Genomic DNA, 16,424 nt, shown 5'->3' with positions numbered 1-16,424 from the left:
GTGTACAATATTACTTATAATTCTATTGTTTACTCCACTACAATCAAACTTCTAGCCTCAATCTCAACACGCTCGTCAAAGATAAAATCAAAATAATTGGCATAATCTTTATTCATTTTAACTTCTAATTTAGTACGTCCTGTTTCTAGTCCGTTTTTATCAAAAACTTTTACATGTAGAATGCCGTCAAAGTCTTTATCAAAAATGAGATACAAAGTGAGTAGATTATCATTTCCGCCAAATGAGCTATCTGTGATTTCAAATTTACCTGTACTCAATCCGCTTTTAAGTAAGTTAGGAGATAATTTAATTTTTGCTTCTAGAGTTTTATCAATGCCTTCAGATACTCCTTCTACAAACTCGGTTGCAGATTTACCTACAGCCTCCCCTCCTGCATTTATGGTTTCTTGAGTTTTATTTTTAATACGTTCACAAGAGACTAATGTAAATACAGAGAGAATTATTATCAGTATTGTAGTTTTCATAGTCTAATAGTATGGGAGTGAACTTAAAATCTAATCAAAGAAAACCATTTTTTTGTGAATTTCACATGCAACCAAATTAAAGTTTTGACATATCATAAAAAAAAATCGCAATGACAAAAAAGATTATCAGCTCATTTATTTTCTTTTGTTTCTTAGATTTACTAATTTTTTAGTGTTGTACAGAAAATTACAATACATCAATTAATTCAGTGGAATTTAGCATCAATGATACTATAGATTTAAATATTTCTAGTATAGAATCAGATAATTTAGAATTATAACTCATAATTGATTACACTTTTGATGTTGTCTTCATAAAAACAGAATTACTTAAATTTTTAAATCTTGCGAATGCTACTACTTGTTAGGAGGAATTCACAATGAATAATCGAGCTACCAATATCGAAATCCAAGCTGACGACGAAATTAACGAAATAGCCACTGGTAGTTCATTAAATGATTTATTCGATTATAAACTAGGTGAGCAAGCAGATGTCGTTGAGAGTGTTCTAAATCAAATAGATTAGAGTATAATTATGGTGCTATATATTGGTTCGCTCTTAAATAAAATATTGATCCTGAATTAAATACATCTTTCAAAATTGTTATCATATTAAAGGATGGTCAAATTTATAGAAAGAATTACAGAAACCTCTGCAATTACTTTAAACGATTAAAACTGTTTTGTTTAAATTTGAATAATTATTTATACAAGCCCTTGAACAAAAAAGACCTTAAAGAATTTCTAGACACTAAAGTAGAACAGTACAATCACCCAAAGTTTATTGAAAGTGATCCTATTCAAATTCCGCATCAATTTTCAAAAAAAGAAGACATTGAAATTTCAGGATTTTTAGCTGCTACCATCGCTTGGGGAAATCGTAAAAGCATCATAAACAATGCTAATAAAATGATGAATTTTATTGATCAATCTCCTCATGATTTCATTATAAATCACGAAGAAAGCGATCTTGAAAAGCTTCTACCTTTTGTTCACAGAACGTTTAATGGTAACGACTTTATTCAGTTTATAAAAAGCTTAAAACATATTTATACCAAGCACGACGGATTGGAATCTGTGTTTTCAAAGTCTTCCGAAGAAAAAAATTTCCAGAATGCGATCCATAATTTTAAAAATGTCTTTTTTGAGATTGACCATTTAGAACGCACTAAAAAGCATGTGAGTGATCCCTTTAAAAATTCTGCAGCAAAACGAATCAATATATTAATGCGTTTAATAAGTGCTGCCTAATAGTGAATCCATTTTTGATTATATTTAGAAACTAATATAATACATAATCTATTGACAAAACCTGAACTTAAAGAATTTTTAGATTCCAAAGTATTACAGTATAATAATTCAGAATTTATTGAATCTGACCCAATCCAGATACCTCATCAATACAAATTAAAAGAAGATATAGAAATCTCTGGTTTTCTTACTTCAAGTATTGCTTGGGGTAATCGTAAAATGATTATCAAAAATGCTAATCGTATGATGGAGCTAATTGGTAACTCCCCTTATGATTTTGTAATGAATCATCAAGAACATGATTTAGATAATTTCGAGGGTTTTGTTCATAGAACCTTTAATTCAGTTGATTTTAAATATTTCATAAAAGCTCTTAAACACATTTACACGAATCATAATGGACTTGAAAATATATTTCAATCCAATTCTACAAAAGATTCGCTTCAACCGTCTATTCATCAATTAAAGAAGTTGTTTTTTGAAATTCCACATCCAGAAAGAACTACTAAACATGTTTCTGACCCATTTAAAGGTTCAGCTTCTAAAAGGATTAATATGTATTTGCGTTGGTTAGTGCGTAATGATAATACTGGTGTGGATTTTGGTATATGGAAAAACATTTCTCCTTCACAATTATCTTGTCCCTTAGATGTGCATTCTGGTAATGTGGCTCGTAAACTAGGACTTCTTAACCGAAAACAAAACGGTGGTAAAGCTTTAGCAGAATTAGATTTCAATTTAAGAGAGCTTGACCCACTTGACCCAGTTAAATATGATTTTGCGCTTTTTGGTCTTGGAGTTTTCGAGAATTTTTAAATTCATTAATATCTTCTTTTTTCGTGGTACTTTAAAAACGTGGTACTTTTTTCTTAAATATCATTAAAATAACACGCTATAAATGTTTTACTTTAATCCTTTGGAAATAAGTAATACATTTTGTATCTTGTAGTATCTAAATAAAGAATTATGAATGTTGCAGTACTAACACGAGTATCAAAAGAAAGTCAATCATACGAAAGACAAATAAGTGACCTCAACGATTATGCAGATAGTAAAGGATATGATGTTATTGGAGAGTTTAATGAGAAAATTACTGGAGCAGCCAAAAATGAAGACCGTATCGCATTGAAAGAACTTATAGCTTTAACTGAAAATGAAAAATTAGATAAAATTTTGATTTGGGAATTATCTCGTTTGGGAAGAAACACGTTAGAAGTTTTAAAATCACTAGAATTATTTCATTCAAAAGGTATTTCATTATATGTATTAAACTACAATATTGAAACTTTAAATGAAGATGGTTCTGTAAATGCAATGGCGCAAATGATGGTAACTATGCTTGCCGAATTTAGTCGTACAGAAAGGGTTGCTATTCAACAACGTTTAGCATCAGGCTACCGAAAACATATAGATTCTGGCGGAAAAGTTGGTAGACATAAAGGTGTTGGCATGAGCAATAAAGAACTTCTTGAAAAACACAAAGATGTTGTTAAATACTTAAACAAAAATAGAAGCATTCGTGAGATTTCAACACTTGTTTCAAAAAGTACAAGAACTGTGCAGAAAGTAAAAAAGGCATTGGTAACTAATATTTAAAAAAAATGGAAAACGAATATAAATGGAGACCAAATGACAACTCATCTTCTACAAGATTAAAATATGACTTAGAGGTTGAACATTGGCTAAAAAGTTATAAATCTGCTCAGTTAAAGACAACTTCAAGTCAAAGCAGCTTACATGTAATTAGTCTTGTTTTTTCACTAGCTTTTAATTTAGTCCTATTACTTGTTTTAGGGATTGGAAGTTTAATAAAGTTGTTTAAAGACTAAAATCAAAAAAGAAATAAAAGGCAGCAGCCCATTCCTTTTTTATGTTGTTAACATGACCAATTGTATGATGATTTTTATTTTGAACAGTACCATCTTCTTTTATATAACCTAATATTTTGTGATTTTCGCCTTGTACTGTGCCGTCTGGTTTGACGTTGCCTAAAGTGGTATAATTTTTATTGGAAATTGTGCCATCATTTTTTATATAGCCAATGGTTTTATAATTTTCATCTTGTATTGTACCATCACTCTTAAAATAACCAATTGTGTTATAATTTCTGTCCTCAATAGTACCATCACTTTTCACAAAACCCGAAGTATTGTAATTATTGGATTGTATTTTTTGTGCATTAATAACCGTAATAGTTGTAATAAATAGGAATAAAAATAAATGAGTATTCATAAAACTAGGTATTAATAACTTCAATATTTATAATCAATTAAATTAGCATCAAAACATTTAGAAACACCAACTTTTAATTGATAAGTCTTGTGGAGTATAATTTGAATTATCTTATTTAGTTTCATTCGAGTTTTGAGAATCTTCATTAATTAAAGCTAAATTGCTCGATAATACAATAGGATAGAACAATATCACATTGTCATCAGATGAGGAAGATGAATTGCATTCTGGAGCTAAAGGATTATTTATTTCTGAATAAGATAATATATTCATTTCTTTAATATCCAATTCCATGTTCATGCCGTTTGATAAAACTAGTTTTCCATTAGAAAATGATGCAGACCCTTCTATCTCTCTATCATCTTCCTTTCCACAACCTCTAATCGTAAACATAAAGCCATCATGAGGTTGAAAAATATTATATTCATCTTTATTCCATAAGTGTAATATATGATTGTTTTTAATATCTAGATAAAATCCTTCCAGAGCATCAAAATGTAAATTTTTATTAATGCTAATTTTTCTCAATCCATTAGAAGTTATATAACCTTCTTCTTTTATTACTTTATTTTGGTAACCTGTGTCATAAAAATTAACATGAAGCCATTGTCCTTCAGATTCAGTATCTTTTCCTGTTAAAGCCACTATCTCAACCCCATGGATATAAACAAAATCTTCGGGTTTCAGAATAGTTTCTATCTGGTCAGAATTATAATCAGGGCTAGTGTATAATATTTTCTCATTTATATCCATTAAATAAACAAAAGTCCCAACTTTAAAATCTTTATTTTCATTTTCACATGAGAATAGGCATATTATAAATAAAAATAAAATGATTAATTTTTTCATATTGAATTAGTTTAGATTCAGTTAATAGTAAGTAATATCTCTCTTAATAATGTAATTTTTATTTTTTAAGCTTTCATTTCCATCTAAAACCTCATATTCTATTCTTTGAATCCAATTATTGTTTTCATCATATACATACTCCCACCTTTTTCCCCAAACACCGAAAACACCATGTCTGTATTCGTTGCTATGTTGGTAATTTTTTTTATTTAACTCAACAGTATTTACTGCTGTCACCATATTATTTTTATCTCTAATAATATTAGTTATACTTTCTATAGGGCCAACATAAAATTCTCCGTTATCATATTTAATCGGATTACCGTAAAATGCATTTATTGAGGCACTAAACTTGCTGTTTTTTCTTGAATAGCTTTGAGTCTTGACCGTTAAAAGCTTATTATGTTTACTATAGGTAAAATACTTTTTTGTAAAGGCGGTTATTACGTTTCTTCCTGATGTTCGATTGAAGTTCTCAATTACTTCATTTGTTATATTACCCTTATTATTTTTTGTGGAAATAATTCGTTTATCAATTTGGTTATATTCATTCGTGATTTCTAGAATTATTTGATTTCCATTATTCTGAATACTATAATTAAAAACCAAAGCATTTTGATTGTCATAAATAGTCTTCTTAGATAATCGATTTTTACTCCACAAGTATTTGATTGTATGGTTATTATTATCATAAGATAAACTAGTGCGTCTTATACTTATCATTTTTTGAGATTCCTCATAAGAAATACTATGCTTTTCATTTTTATGGATTACTTCCGTAAGCTTTTGGAAAGAGTTGTATTTGAAAAGAACCTCCCCATAACGAGAACCACTAATGTACATATCGTCATCTAAATATTCTCCGAAATGTTTTAGTTCTCCAAATTTATGGATTGATGCTGTTTCAGTATCTACACTTAATTTATATGGTCTAATATTCTTCATTAATTTTTCTAAATTATCTCTAGACCCTCCATTAAGGATTACTTTTTCATAATTTCCGTTTTCATTATAACTTTCTTCCAAATCTATTTGTAATTCTCTGTCATCAATAATAAAACCACCAGTGGCAAAAATTTTAAATTTGTTTATCGTAGTACTTTGCGTACGTTTAGGTAAAATTTCATAATAGTAACCTTTAGTTATGATATTTTTTACCCTACCATTTAAGTCGTTTTTATTCCAATCACTTTCTTTTAAAATAATTGAGTATTTTAGTTCAATTTGTTTAATCGATTCACTACTTGGGAATTTTTCTTTAAAGCTTTCAAATTTCAGAGGTGCGTAGCTATTAAGTAATGAATTGGTATATATTGTTTCTAAATTGTTTCTAGCCAAATCAATTTTTTTAGTTTCATTGGGATAGTCACTTATAAATCTTTCTAAAAAATCCGTATTTTGATTTTCTATACCCTGTTCAAATAATAAATTTGGAATAAAATCAGATTTTATTTGAGTAACTCTATCCTCTTTTGGAAATTCTTTTAAAAATAAGTCAAACAAACTAATGTTATTTTCTTTTTTGGCTTCATCAAAAAGTATGTCGGGAAGTTGGCTTTGGGCAATACTATAATATTTTGAAGCTTTATTAGTTTGAACAAATAATTTATAATCTTTGTATTTTTTAGGGGTTCTGAAATAAACAAGAGAGTCTTTTATTGAAATGGCATCTAAAACATATTCGTTCTTGGAATCATATTTTTCAATAAAAGAATTTAAACCTTCTACTGAATTTTTTGATTTTGCCTTATAAAACTCTAGTTCAGTCAGTTTATTATATGCCTCCTCATAGTATTCTGAATTTTTGTAGGTGGTTGTGAAATAAATATAGCTTTGTATATCATTTTTTTGTTGGACTTCTTTAAAAGCTGCATTTGCCATTAAGGATTTAGCTTCTTTAAAGAAATAACAAGAATCGCACAATGCAATAGCCTTTTCATATGAAGCTTCAGTGTCCAGCTCTTTTGCCTCACCAAGAATATTTTTATAGACGTTATCTTCAATTGATGTAAGGGTCAAATTATATTTTTTTAGAAATTCAGTTATTTCAGTTTCGTTTTTTTTTGAAATTTGAATTTGCTTATATGTTTTCAAAGCCTCATAGCAGTTATAATCATTTGATGATTTTGAGTTTCTAATCAAAACGGTTGCGAGTTCAGTCTTAATTATATCTAAAGCTGTATACTCTTTAGAAGAACTAATTTTTTTAAATGCTTCAGTTGCTTTTTCGACCTTATCTTTTTCTATGTTCTTAAAAACTTTTTTAAAGTTTTGGGCACTTAAGTTCTGAACTGATAATGAAACAATAAATAGAAATATTAAAGGGATTACCTTATTGATGTTCAATACGAGGTTGTAAGTTTTATTCATTTGATTCAACATAATAGCTGTTATTTTGGTGTTGTCATAGTCACCATACCATTAATCTGTATGTCTTGTCCTGGTTTACATGTCCATACTTCTTTTACATAATTTTTAACTATAAAAACATTCATATGTCTAATTTCGTTATCAAAATCGTCTATCGCAGAATAGAAATATATTAGAGACTCATTGTTACTACCTGTATATCTTTCATCTGCTTTGCCTAGTATTTCTTCAACCTCAATCCAGTATTTTCCCAGTAATAAACCTCTTAACTGACTAACTTTTAGAATACGTTTACCATTTTTAGATAGATGATTGGTTGAAGTGGTGTTTATTTCTGAATCATTACTTCTTTGGTCTTTTTCTTTACACGTAAAGGCCGTTAACAATATGATTAACATTAGTATATGAGGTAAATTGATTTTGAAAATAAACTTCATATTTGCTCTTTTTTAGTTTGAATTATTCTCCATTTTAGTTAAAAACCATTTATTGCCAGTCCTTTTAAAAAAGTATAGAACTTGAATTCCATTCTCTATGCCTTGCCAAGCAAATACTCTTTCATTTGAAGAATCATCCATCATCCTTTCAAAATTGTTATAAATTACAGGAATAGCTTCACTACAAGTTTGCCCATCATAATAAAATGAATCATGCTTCCATTCATTATATGAAACATAGATGGTGTCATAATCTTCTCCATTATATTCTAACTCCATAAATGGGAAAACAACTCTTTCTTTTTGAAAGTTTTCATTAATTGAAAATGAATGAAAGAAATTGTTAAAATTTTCAATATCAGAAGAAGTATTTTGATTTTTATCACACGCCAAAGCGGTAAACATTATCATTAATACTAGTACACGATGTAAATTGGTTTTGATATTATAGGTCATGTTTGTTATTTTAAAGTATCAACATGGATTAAGTAACTTCCAGTAATAGTAATATTATAATCAGACCCATCAGTATAAGTTATCTGATAATTACCTCTAATTCCGTATGTTGCATTCGTTGAGGTTTCATTGATTAAATTGATGTTTTCAATGATGTTTATGTTACTTACTGTATCATCAATAAACACATACCTACTATTGTCATTATAATTGGTAATAAAATCAAAATTATTTACGCAGTCTATAAAACCAATACCATCATCACTAGCTTCAATGTTGACTTGGCTTGCAGATAAACTAGCATTATCAAAGTCGGATTTATTAGTCGGATGTGCAATAGCTAAAGAAAATGAAAATTCGGAATTTTCTATGAAAGCAATTTGTGTTGTAATGTCCATTGTTACATTAGAATCGTTACAATTGTTAGCTCCAAATACCGAGTAAGCTAGATTGTATTCACTAAAGGTTTCTCCATCTCTAGTTATAGAGATAAAGTTTTCACTATTGTTTGAATTAGAATCATCATCAGAAGAGCAATTAAATAGTAATGCTAAAAGGATAAAATAAATTATACGTTTCATTGTTTGATTATTATGGTTTATAATAATCAAACATATATCTTAATGTCATAATTATTAATGACAATTAGTTTGTGTAACTAAATAAAAAGTAATCGACTATTTTTTTTAATTAATCGTTAGATTCTTGGAAGCAATTTTAAGTGTGATAGTTGTCCCATTTCCTTTTTTAGAAGCAATATCATAAGATATTTGTGTAGAGGTCTTTAATAAATCTAATCGTTCTGTAACGAGTTTTAAGCCTTTTGATTCATGTAACTGTCCAGATTCTGTTTTGCTTATGCCAATACCATTATCTGCAATGGTGCAAATTAAAAATTGGTTTTCAATTGAAAATGTAATTTGCAAAATTGGATTAACAATAGTTTTATCAAACGCATGTACAAAAGCATTCTCAACAAATGGTTGAATAAGCATTGGTGGTAGTTCAATATCGTGTATATCTATGTTATCAAAATTAATAGACACCTCAACTTTATTATTAAATCGCATGTTCTCTAATGCCACATAAGATTTCAAATAGTCTATTTCTTCTTCTAAATATATTAAGGGTTGAGAGGAATTATCAAGCGTTTTTCTGATAAGTTTTGCAAACTCTGACAAGTACATTAAAGCATTATCAACATCGTTATCTATAATATAATTTTGAATTGAGTTTAACGCATTAAATGTGAAATGAGGGTTCATTTGAGACTGTAAAGCTTCTAGTTGTGTTTCTATCAATCGCTTTTGGATTTTCGCTTTTTGATGCTCTCTATTTTTAATAATAGCAATACGCTTCTTATAGGCTAGAAACATTATAAGACCCAAAAAAGCAACTATTAAAGCAATAAACCACCACGTTTGCCAAAAAGGTGGTAGAATAATGATGCCTGTTAATTTTGAATTAGAAACAACTCCAGAGTTTAAATCTTTAGTTTTCACATGAACATCGAAAGCACCACTCGGTAAATAAGGCAAACTAATATTGGTAGAGTTGGAAAAATTACTCCAAGTACTATCAAGGTTTTGTACTTGGTAACTATATAATAATTTTTTAGGATATGGGTGGTTAGAGCTTTTAAAATAAAGGTCTAACGTGTTTTGGTTGTATGGTAATTTTAGTTTGTTGCTTTTTTGCTTAAACCAGATATTATCTTCTGTAAGATGGTTGGCATGATTAACCAACACATCTGAAAGCTGTAATGTAACAGGCTTTGTGTCTTGATATATAACAGCTTCCAAATCTAATTTATAATAACCATTTGTAATTCCAACATATAATGTGCTATCCAAAACTTTAGCTGAAGAAAAATTAACCATATCCAAACCTTGTTCTGTATCTATGAATTGAAATTTTTCATTTCTAAAAACGTTTAAACCCTTTTCAGTACCTACCAAAATCGTGTTTTTATAGGTTTCAAGAAACAAAATTGAGTTGCCTATATAGTTAGACCTATTAATGGTTTTGAGCAGCTCAAAATCAGTAGTTATATCTGCTATATAAATTTTCCCAGAATTTGATGAAGCTATTAACTTATTAGATTCTTTTGAAATAGTTAAGTGATTTATCTCTTTTTCAGTAAACTCTCCTGAATTATTTAATGATGTAAATTTTGTATCATCAAAAGAAAATAACCCATTAACAGGAGAGGACAAATACAATCTTTTGTTAGACTTTGCTAAATTTGTTATATGGTGAGGATTGTTAATATCAGATGAATTATTGGGTGAAAATTTGTTTTTTTCTGGTGCGCCATAATAAATAGGATTATTTTCAATATCAGTGAAAATACTAACATATCCGTATTGTATTGGACTGATTAAATCATTTCGATTTTTAAATGCAAATACTTTTGGTCGTGTAGCATAGTATGAAATGTTTTTTAGGTCTCCATTTACTTCAAATAAACCATAATTAGTGCTAACCCAAATACTGTTATTTCTAATTATTAACTTGTAATAGACTAAATTTTTTTCAGAGACTTCAATACTCAAAACCTGAAAATAGGATTTTGATTGTTGTTTATAAGATGATTTGAGTACTTTATAAAAATTATTCGAGTTTATAGTGATTGTGTCTTTGTCATTCTGAATGGTAAGCCCATGATTATGCAGCAATACTAAATTATCTTTGATAATTTGAAAATCAGAAATAATATGGTTTTCAGTTTTGTTAAAGACAATGTTTTGATTCAAATCCACTATATACAATCCCTTGTCTTGTGTTCCAACATATAGTCTATTGAATTGTTTATCAAAATATAAACCTCTTACCTTATAGCTATCAACACCAAAAGCAGAGGACATATCTGTAAACTCATTGTTTTCAATCTTATAAATACCTCCATTATTAGAATGAACTCCCCAACCTGAGCAATAAAGGTTGGCTTCATTATCTTTGGCGTAATCCCAAATAATAGATTTACCAAAAGTTTTATTTGGTGGTTTATTATTAATGAAATTTTCAATATCATAGCAGTCTACAGCTCCAGTTTTTGAAATTAATCTATTGTTAATACCATTTGCATCATTACCAACGTAAAGTCTATTACCGTCAAGATATAGAGAAAATACTGGCGACTTTTTTTCATCAACTTCTTTTACCTTTTTAAGCTTTTTAAAATCTGATGATAAACTGAAAATCCCTGAAGTATAAACAGCAATATAAACCTCATCTTTATATAGAATAAAATCCATTATCTGAAATCTATCATGGTTGGTTTCAAATTCTTGAAAGTTGTTAGTGTTGAGGTCTATGATATATAATCCCTTTTCAGTTCCAACTAGTAATTTGTTTTTATAAATAAAAAGTTTCCTGACATGGCTTGAATTAAGTGTTTCATTACTTTTAATTATTGTAAAACGTTTACCATCATACTTCGCTATACCACCACCATAAGTGCCAAACCACAGATTTCCTTTTGAGTCTTCTACAATATCCCATACGGCATTATGACACAAACCGTCTTCAACATAAAAATTAGTTATGTTGCCATTCTCTATTTTAGATAATCCATTTTGAGTTCCAACCCAAATAATACCACGAGAATCTTTAAATATTGCTTCAACTTGATTGTTAGGCAAACCGTTGGTTGTGGAAATTTGTTTTGAAGGATGTATTTGAGTATAGCCAATGAAAGCACTCAAAAACAACAACAGTATTAAGACTTTAGTTTTTATGTAAAATGACATTTAAAAAGGATTCTTTTTTTCTTACAGATACAGGAAGCTGTTCGCCATTAATTAGCGTAACATATAGGTCATCAATCTTATCAAATTTTTTAACGAAATTTAAATTCACTAAATACGATTTATGGATTCTGAAAAACAATCTATTGTTTATAAGGTTTTCAACAAACTTTAAAGTTTTAGCTAAATGAAATTCTTTACCATCAATACATTTAATTTTACAATAATTACTATCGGACTGACAATACATAATATGATTTAACCTTTGTAGCTCATAACCATTTTGAGTAGGTAATGCTATTTTATTAAATGTATCGTTTTCTGAACTCAAATTTTCTAATAGCAAAGATATGCGTTCTTCACGTTTTAAAGTGTCTCTATGAGCTTCAAATCGTCTTACAGTACTTAATAAATCAATATGATTGATAGGTTTAAGTAGGTAATCGAAAGCAGCGTGTTTTATGGCATCAATTGCATAATTCTTATATGCGGTAGTAAATACAACTTCAAAAGTTATAGTGTCTAATTTTTTAAATAACTCAAAGCCATTTTCATTAGGCATTTGAATATCTAAAAAAACGATATCTGGATGCAACTGATTAATTGCCTCAGTTCCTGTTTTTACAGAGTCACAAGTATCAAGTACTAGTATTTTTTTATCAAAATAACGTTTGATGAGTTTTTGAAGAAATTCTCTTGCATTTTGTTCATCATCAATAATTATAGCTGTTATCATATATAAATCTAACTCATTAATCTAAAGTAATCAAATATGATTAGTTATCGTTACGAATTTATTAGTTAACGTTTAGGTAAAAAAGATTACAACACGTTAAAACCTACTGTAAAATACAATCTTAATTATTCATGGTGAGTTATTGTCAAAAGAGTTTTGGAATAAGTTGAGGTAATATTGTATTAAAGTCTTTTTACAAAGCAACTATACCTTAAATCAAGTTTTTTAGTATTTGACGTGCAAATCTAAATTAGAGTTTTCTACACTAAAATTAGTCAGTTTAAAATTATTTTCAACTAAATCAAAAATTTATATTATTGAAATTCAGTTGGTTATAAAACAATCCGTAAAAAATATTGGTTACTGAAGGTTTTTACTAGTGCAGGTGCATATTTATATTAAAGGAAGTAAGATAGACCAAAACTTCTTAATCCTGATAATAGACAAAATATAACCATGAAACAGAAAACAGATAAAAATACTTTTAACCAACAATTAGATGATTTTTATGAGAATAGAAAGCAAAGAAAATATTACTCATATAATGACATTATTAATATCACAGGAATAAGTGAAAGAACCTTTAGATATAGAATAAATAAACTGAAGAAAAAATATGAAGATGTTCCATCACTACTTGTAAAGAAGAACAGGAAATGGAAGATACATTATACCCTCGTAGACGAATTTATGCCTAAATACAAACCTAGAACTCTTACTCTTAGCAACTATGATTGGAAAACTTTTATTACATGGTGTATGGCTGAAAAGTATTCAAAAGATTATCACCAACAATTAATAAATGAGGTAATGATTAAATTCAATAATAACTCATTTTACTATTGCATTGAGAAGACTAAGAGAGGACTTAATCATGTTCACATTTTATCAAATGCAAGTAAAAATGAATTAACAAACGAGGTAGATAAAATACTATGCAAATACCTTAATAAAAATGCTTACAGACTTCAGGTAGAAGAAATGATGAAGAAATCTCAAGCAGTAAGATACTTAAATAAATAAAATTATGAAAAATTACAATGAAGAAACAATGGATGAAATTGAACTGATTTACACTCCTTTAACGAGACAATTACTAATCAATTATGTAACGACAAAGCACGAAGAATCAGCTGACACTTCAGAAGATTCATTAATACAAGAATTGATGTGGTTATATAAGAATAATCAATTATCTGAATTAATTGTGTGTGAACATATATACTCAAATGAGCGTCTTATAAACGCAGCGCAGTATCCTCCGACTTTCACGTAACTGACCAAGTGTAATAAAACCACATTCCCACCTAAAGATATAATTTACAACAAATTGTCACAAGTTAGAGCTAACATGCAATTGTTTAAAATCGAAGTTTTAAGCGTCTTTTAGGTGGTTTAGTTTAAAACCAATCCCATCTATGAATAATATTGAAATAAAAAATAAGATAGAATTAACTAAACATGCAATTTCATTAGAAAAAGACCCTAATAAATTACAAAACCTTCAAAATGAAAAAGAAATTCTTGAATTAAGAATTCAAATAAATAATTACAGAGAAAAAATTAAAAAATTAATTGATGAGAAATTTTAAAGTCAAAGCAATATTTAACTCTAAACGAACTGAAATTGTGGTTACAGCTACAAGTACAAACAATGCTTTAATAATAGCTAAAAAAATGTATCCAACTGGAAGAATGTTAACCGCTGTAGCTATCTAATTTAATGCAGCCTATACTAACTACATAAATTATATTATTACCTTTACTGCAATAATCATTATATGGTAGGAATTTATTGCAGAATATCAGGAGACAAAATGGATGGTATAGATACCAGTATTGAGTATCAGGAAGAGCGAGGAATCGAATTTTCTGGTAAATTAGAAATGAAATATGAAGTATATAAAGATATTAATGTATCTGGAAAAGCTGAAATATTTTCTCGTGATGAATTTCATAGATTTATTGGAGATATTAAAGCAAAAAAAATCACACATGTTTTCGCTATCCATCAAGATAGAATAGAACGTAATCCTGATACATGGCGATATTTTGTTTCCACAATTTTGAATGTTGGTGCGAAATGGTATCCTGAGGGTAAATTTTATGACTTAGACTCTACCACTAATAGAGCAATGGCGAATTTACTTTCTGTTTTCAACGAAATGCATTCAGATAAAACTTCAGATGCTGTTAAAGTTGCCTTTTATCGAAACGCTCTTAAAGGCAAAACTCATGGTGTTAATGCTTATGGTATTACCAAAGATGATAATGGATTAATGGTACATGAATCTGAGGAGATTAAGATTGTCAAGAATATTTTTGAATGGTCGTTAAATGGAATTGGAGCTTATAGTATTGCAAAGAAATTAAATGAATTAAATGTACCAACAAGATTTGCAAAACTTAATAAACATAGAACAACTATCGAAGTCAGTACAGGTATAAAAATAAAGCATAAAAATAAGTTATGGTGGGGTTCTACAATACATGGTATCTTAAAGAAAAAATTATATGCTGGTATTCATATTTGGAATAAAGAAGAAATTTCATTGCCACATCTTGCAATAATATCATTAAATGAATACAACGCTATTCAAAAGAATCTAAAGAAGAATAAACGGACAAAATCAGGAAAGAAACCAATTTATAAGTATTTGTTAAATGGACTCGTTTTTTGCAAGGAATGCGGATTTATGTATAAAGGCAAAAGAAGATTGTCAGACAGAAGGAATCAATATATCTGTTCTGGAAAACAAGCACCTTTACATGTCTGCAAAGGTGGTAAAGGTTTCAATATTCCTAGATTTGAGACTTTTATTATCAAGCATTTATTTTTGAGCAAAAACCTCCAGAAACGACTAAATAATATTGAAGTAGATACTGTCGAAATTGATACATTGACTTTTAAGAACAATGAGCTGATTAGGAAATTAAAATCTGCTGAAAAGTTAGAAACTAAAGCGTTTAATTATTTATTTGAGGATGAGGATGATTTATCTAATGATGCTAGATTAAAAGCTAAGTACAAAGAAGCTAAAGATAAAGTATTTAAGTATAAGGAATCATTAGAACAGGTTAAGACTGAATTATCAATACAGAATGATAATAATAGACTGACGAGAGTTAATAGTGCGATAGAAGGTTTTAAAATTGATTCAGGATTTGAGGCTATAAAAGCTACAGTACAGCAACTAATAGAAAGTATTGAAGTTATGTATATTCCACATGAGAAGAATGGTGAGTTTTGGTTTGTAATAAAATATAAAGGGTTTAATGAAACGTCTGTTTGGAAAACAAATCAGCAATTAATTCAATATAATCTTATTGGCTATCAAAAAACATCAAATACTTTAACGAATACAATACCTGGGTTTACAATCCCCAAAGAATTCAAAGATTTTATGGATAGCGACCCTTACAGAAAACAGCATTTTGAAGAATTAATAGACCGACTAAAGAAATCTGATGAACAAAATCAAAATAAAGACTATGTTCAGATGGAGTTTGGCTATCTTGATACAATCAAAATAACCAAAAATGAGTTGATTATATTTGATTAATCACTAAGCAGCATTTATTATACATTTAAACATGTATTTACGGTGGATGGTGAGACAGGATAATAATGGTGTAGATTTTGGGATTTGGAAACGCATCTCTCCTGCGCTATTATCATGTCCTTTAGACGTACATTCTGGGAATGTTGCAAGAAAATTAAAACTTCTCAAACGAAAACAAAATGATGGTAAAGCAGTTTTAGAACTTGATATAGCCTTACGAAAACTAGACTCTAGAGATCCTGTAAAATATGATTTCGCCTTATTTGGATTGGGCGTTTTTGAAGGATTTTAAATT

The 16,424-nt window shown here is 28.6% G+C and carries 17 protein-coding genes and 2 pseudogenes; 10 read left to right on the top strand and 9 right to left on the bottom strand.

From position 1 onward, the window contains the following. Positions 1–29: 29 nt before the first annotated feature. The gene (locus tag H593_RS0104285) at positions 30–485 is read right to left on the bottom strand and encodes a hypothetical protein (RefSeq protein WP_028871300.1); all 456 of its coding nucleotides are present in this window, start codon (positions 483–485) and stop codon (positions 30–32) included. A gap of 380 nt (positions 486–865) precedes the next feature. On the opposite strand from H593_RS0104285, the gene H593_RS20725 reads away from it, so the two are divergent. The 5 genes and pseudogenes from H593_RS20725 (at position 866) to H593_RS0104260 (ending at position 3,566) form a co-directional block, all read left to right on the top strand. Then, positions 866–1,012: a hypothetical protein gene (locus tag H593_RS20725; protein WP_157588775.1), complete on the top strand. Its 147-nt coding sequence runs from the start codon at positions 866–868 to the stop codon at positions 1,010–1,012. 191 nt (positions 1,013–1,203) lie between these two features. Next, positions 1,204–1,719 (top strand): annotated as a pseudogene (locus H593_RS18465) (DUF2400 domain-containing protein); the annotation flags it as partial. Positions 1,720–1,788: 69 nt separating this feature from the next. Then, positions 1,789–2,553 (top strand): TIGR02757 family protein, encoded by a 765-nt coding sequence (locus H593_RS0104270; protein ID WP_028871299.1) that lies wholly within the window; start codon positions 1,789–1,791, stop codon positions 2,551–2,553. A gap of 150 nt (positions 2,554–2,703) precedes the next feature. After that, on the top strand, positions 2,704–3,333 hold the full coding sequence (locus tag H593_RS0104265) for a recombinase family protein (RefSeq protein WP_037051469.1): 630 nt from the start codon (positions 2,704–2,706) through the stop codon (positions 3,331–3,333). Positions 3,334–3,338: 5 nt separating this feature from the next. Then, complete coding sequence (locus H593_RS0104260; RefSeq protein ID WP_028871297.1) at positions 3,339–3,566, top strand: hypothetical protein; 228 nt, start codon at positions 3,339–3,341, stop codon at positions 3,564–3,566. Here the strand turns inward: H593_RS0104260 and H593_RS0104255 are convergent. The 8 genes from H593_RS0104255 to H593_RS0104220 form a co-directional block, all read right to left on the bottom strand. After that, positions 3,556–3,969, bottom strand: coding sequence for a 5-fold beta-flower protein (locus H593_RS0104255; RefSeq protein ID WP_028871296.1), 414 nt, complete (start codon positions 3,967–3,969; stop codon positions 3,556–3,558). The genes H593_RS0104260 and H593_RS0104255 overlap by 11 nt on opposite strands. Positions 3,970–4,080: 111 nt before the next feature. Continuing rightward, positions 4,081–4,818: a hypothetical protein gene (locus H593_RS0104250; RefSeq protein ID WP_157588774.1), complete on the bottom strand. Its 738-nt coding sequence runs from the start codon at positions 4,816–4,818 to the stop codon at positions 4,081–4,083. Between the two features lie 21 nt (positions 4,819–4,839). Next, positions 4,840–7,188, bottom strand: a complete 2,349-nt coding sequence (locus H593_RS0104245) for a hypothetical protein (RefSeq protein ID WP_028871294.1) — start codon at positions 7,186–7,188, stop codon at positions 4,840–4,842. Positions 7,189–7,208: 20 nt separating this feature from the next. Further along, positions 7,209–7,625, bottom strand: coding sequence for a hypothetical protein (locus H593_RS0104240; protein WP_157588772.1), 417 nt, complete (start codon positions 7,623–7,625; stop codon positions 7,209–7,211). 12 nt (positions 7,626–7,637) lie between these two features. Next, complete coding sequence (locus tag H593_RS0104235) at positions 7,638–8,081, bottom strand: DUF4348 domain-containing protein (protein WP_084142260.1); 444 nt, start codon at positions 8,079–8,081, stop codon at positions 7,638–7,640. 5 nt (positions 8,082–8,086) lie between these two features. Further along, a complete protein-coding gene (locus H593_RS0104230) occupies positions 8,087–8,662 on the bottom strand; it encodes a hypothetical protein (RefSeq protein ID WP_028871291.1) in 576 nt (191 codons plus the stop codon). A 105-nt stretch (positions 8,663–8,767) separates the two neighbouring features. Then, positions 8,768–11,833 (bottom strand): sensor histidine kinase, encoded by a 3,066-nt coding sequence (locus H593_RS0104225; RefSeq protein ID WP_028871290.1) that lies wholly within the window; start codon positions 11,831–11,833, stop codon positions 8,768–8,770. Continuing rightward, the gene (locus H593_RS0104220) at positions 11,811–12,566 is read right to left on the bottom strand and encodes a LytR/AlgR family response regulator transcription factor (RefSeq protein WP_028871289.1); all 756 of its coding nucleotides are present in this window, start codon (positions 12,564–12,566) and stop codon (positions 11,811–11,813) included. Before H593_RS0104220 ends, H593_RS0104225 begins: the two co-directional genes overlap by 23 nt. Positions 12,567–13,022: 456 nt before the next feature. Here H593_RS0104220 and H593_RS0104215 point away from each other — a divergent pair, with 456 nt between their 5' ends. From H593_RS0104215 to H593_RS0104190, 5 genes and pseudogenes are all read left to right on the top strand, one after another. Beyond that, positions 13,023–13,589 carry a hypothetical protein gene (locus H593_RS0104215; protein WP_028871288.1) on the top strand — a complete coding sequence of 189 codons (567 nt, stop codon included), beginning with the start codon at positions 13,023–13,025 and terminating at the stop codon, positions 13,587–13,589. Positions 13,590–13,593: 4 nt separating this feature from the next. Further along, complete coding sequence (locus H593_RS0104210) at positions 13,594–13,842, top strand: hypothetical protein (protein ID WP_028871287.1); 249 nt, start codon at positions 13,594–13,596, stop codon at positions 13,840–13,842. Positions 13,843–13,984: 142 nt separating this feature from the next. Continuing rightward, complete coding sequence (locus tag H593_RS20720; RefSeq protein WP_157588770.1) at positions 13,985–14,158, top strand: hypothetical protein; 174 nt, start codon at positions 13,985–13,987, stop codon at positions 14,156–14,158. Positions 14,159–14,347: 189 nt separating this feature from the next. Continuing rightward, positions 14,348–16,129, top strand: coding sequence for a recombinase family protein (locus tag H593_RS0104195; RefSeq protein ID WP_084142259.1), 1,782 nt, complete (start codon positions 14,348–14,350; stop codon positions 16,127–16,129). Positions 16,130–16,154: 25 nt separating this feature from the next. After that, positions 16,155–16,421, top strand: a pseudogene (locus tag H593_RS0104190) (DUF2400 family protein); the annotation flags it as partial. Between the last annotated feature and the right edge of the window lie 3 nt (positions 16,422–16,424).

Origin of the sequence: Psychroserpens burtonensis DSM 12212, assembly GCF_000425305.1 — a bacterium.
Classification (GTDB): Bacteria; Bacteroidota; Bacteroidia; order Flavobacteriales; family Flavobacteriaceae; genus Psychroserpens; species Psychroserpens burtonensis.
The sequence above is the reverse complement of the archived record's forward strand: the minus strand, read 5'-3'. Positions and strand labels throughout refer to the sequence as shown.

What these genes read in the sequence shown, in the direction of transcription:
- H593_RS0104285 (WP_028871300.1), bottom strand. Translation starts at nt 485, where the DNA reads ATGAAAACTACAATACTGATAATAATTCTCTCTGTATTTACATTAGTC.
- H593_RS20725 (WP_157588775.1), top strand. Translation starts at nt 866, where the DNA reads ATGAATAATCGAGCTACCAATATCGAAATCCAAGCTGACGACGAAATT.
- H593_RS0104265 (WP_037051469.1), top strand. Translation starts at nt 2,704, where the DNA reads ATGAATGTTGCAGTACTAACACGAGTATCAAAAGAAAGTCAATCATAC.
- H593_RS0104260 (WP_028871297.1), top strand. Translation starts at nt 3,339, where the DNA reads ATGGAAAACGAATATAAATGGAGACCAAATGACAACTCATCTTCTACA.
- H593_RS0104255 (WP_028871296.1), bottom strand. Translation starts at nt 3,969, where the DNA reads ATGAATACTCATTTATTTTTATTCCTATTTATTACAACTATTACGGTT.
- H593_RS0104250 (WP_157588774.1), bottom strand. Translation starts at nt 4,818, where the DNA reads ATGAAAAAATTAATCATTTTATTTTTATTTATAATATGCCTATTCTCA.
- H593_RS0104245 (WP_028871294.1), bottom strand. Translation starts at nt 7,188, where the DNA reads ATGAATAAAACTTACAACCTCGTATTGAACATCAATAAGGTAATCCCT.
- H593_RS0104240 (WP_157588772.1), bottom strand. Translation starts at nt 7,625, where the DNA reads ATGAAGTTTATTTTCAAAATCAATTTACCTCATATACTAATGTTAATC.
- H593_RS0104235 (WP_084142260.1), bottom strand. Translation starts at nt 8,081, where the DNA reads ATGACCTATAATATCAAAACCAATTTACATCGTGTACTAGTATTAATG.
- H593_RS0104230 (WP_028871291.1), bottom strand. Translation starts at nt 8,662, where the DNA reads ATGAAACGTATAATTTATTTTATCCTTTTAGCATTACTATTTAATTGC.
- H593_RS0104225 (WP_028871290.1), bottom strand. Translation starts at nt 11,833, where the DNA reads ATGTCATTTTACATAAAAACTAAAGTCTTAATACTGTTGTTGTTTTTG.
- H593_RS0104220 (WP_028871289.1), bottom strand. Translation starts at nt 12,566, where the DNA reads ATGATAACAGCTATAATTATTGATGATGAACAAAATGCAAGAGAATTT.
- H593_RS0104215 (WP_028871288.1), top strand. Translation starts at nt 13,023, where the DNA reads ATGAAACAGAAAACAGATAAAAATACTTTTAACCAACAATTAGATGAT.
- H593_RS0104210 (WP_028871287.1), top strand. Translation starts at nt 13,594, where the DNA reads ATGAAAAATTACAATGAAGAAACAATGGATGAAATTGAACTGATTTAC.
- H593_RS20720 (WP_157588770.1), top strand. Translation starts at nt 13,985, where the DNA reads ATGAATAATATTGAAATAAAAAATAAGATAGAATTAACTAAACATGCA.
- H593_RS0104195 (WP_084142259.1), top strand. Translation starts at nt 14,348, where the DNA reads ATGGTAGGAATTTATTGCAGAATATCAGGAGACAAAATGGATGGTATA.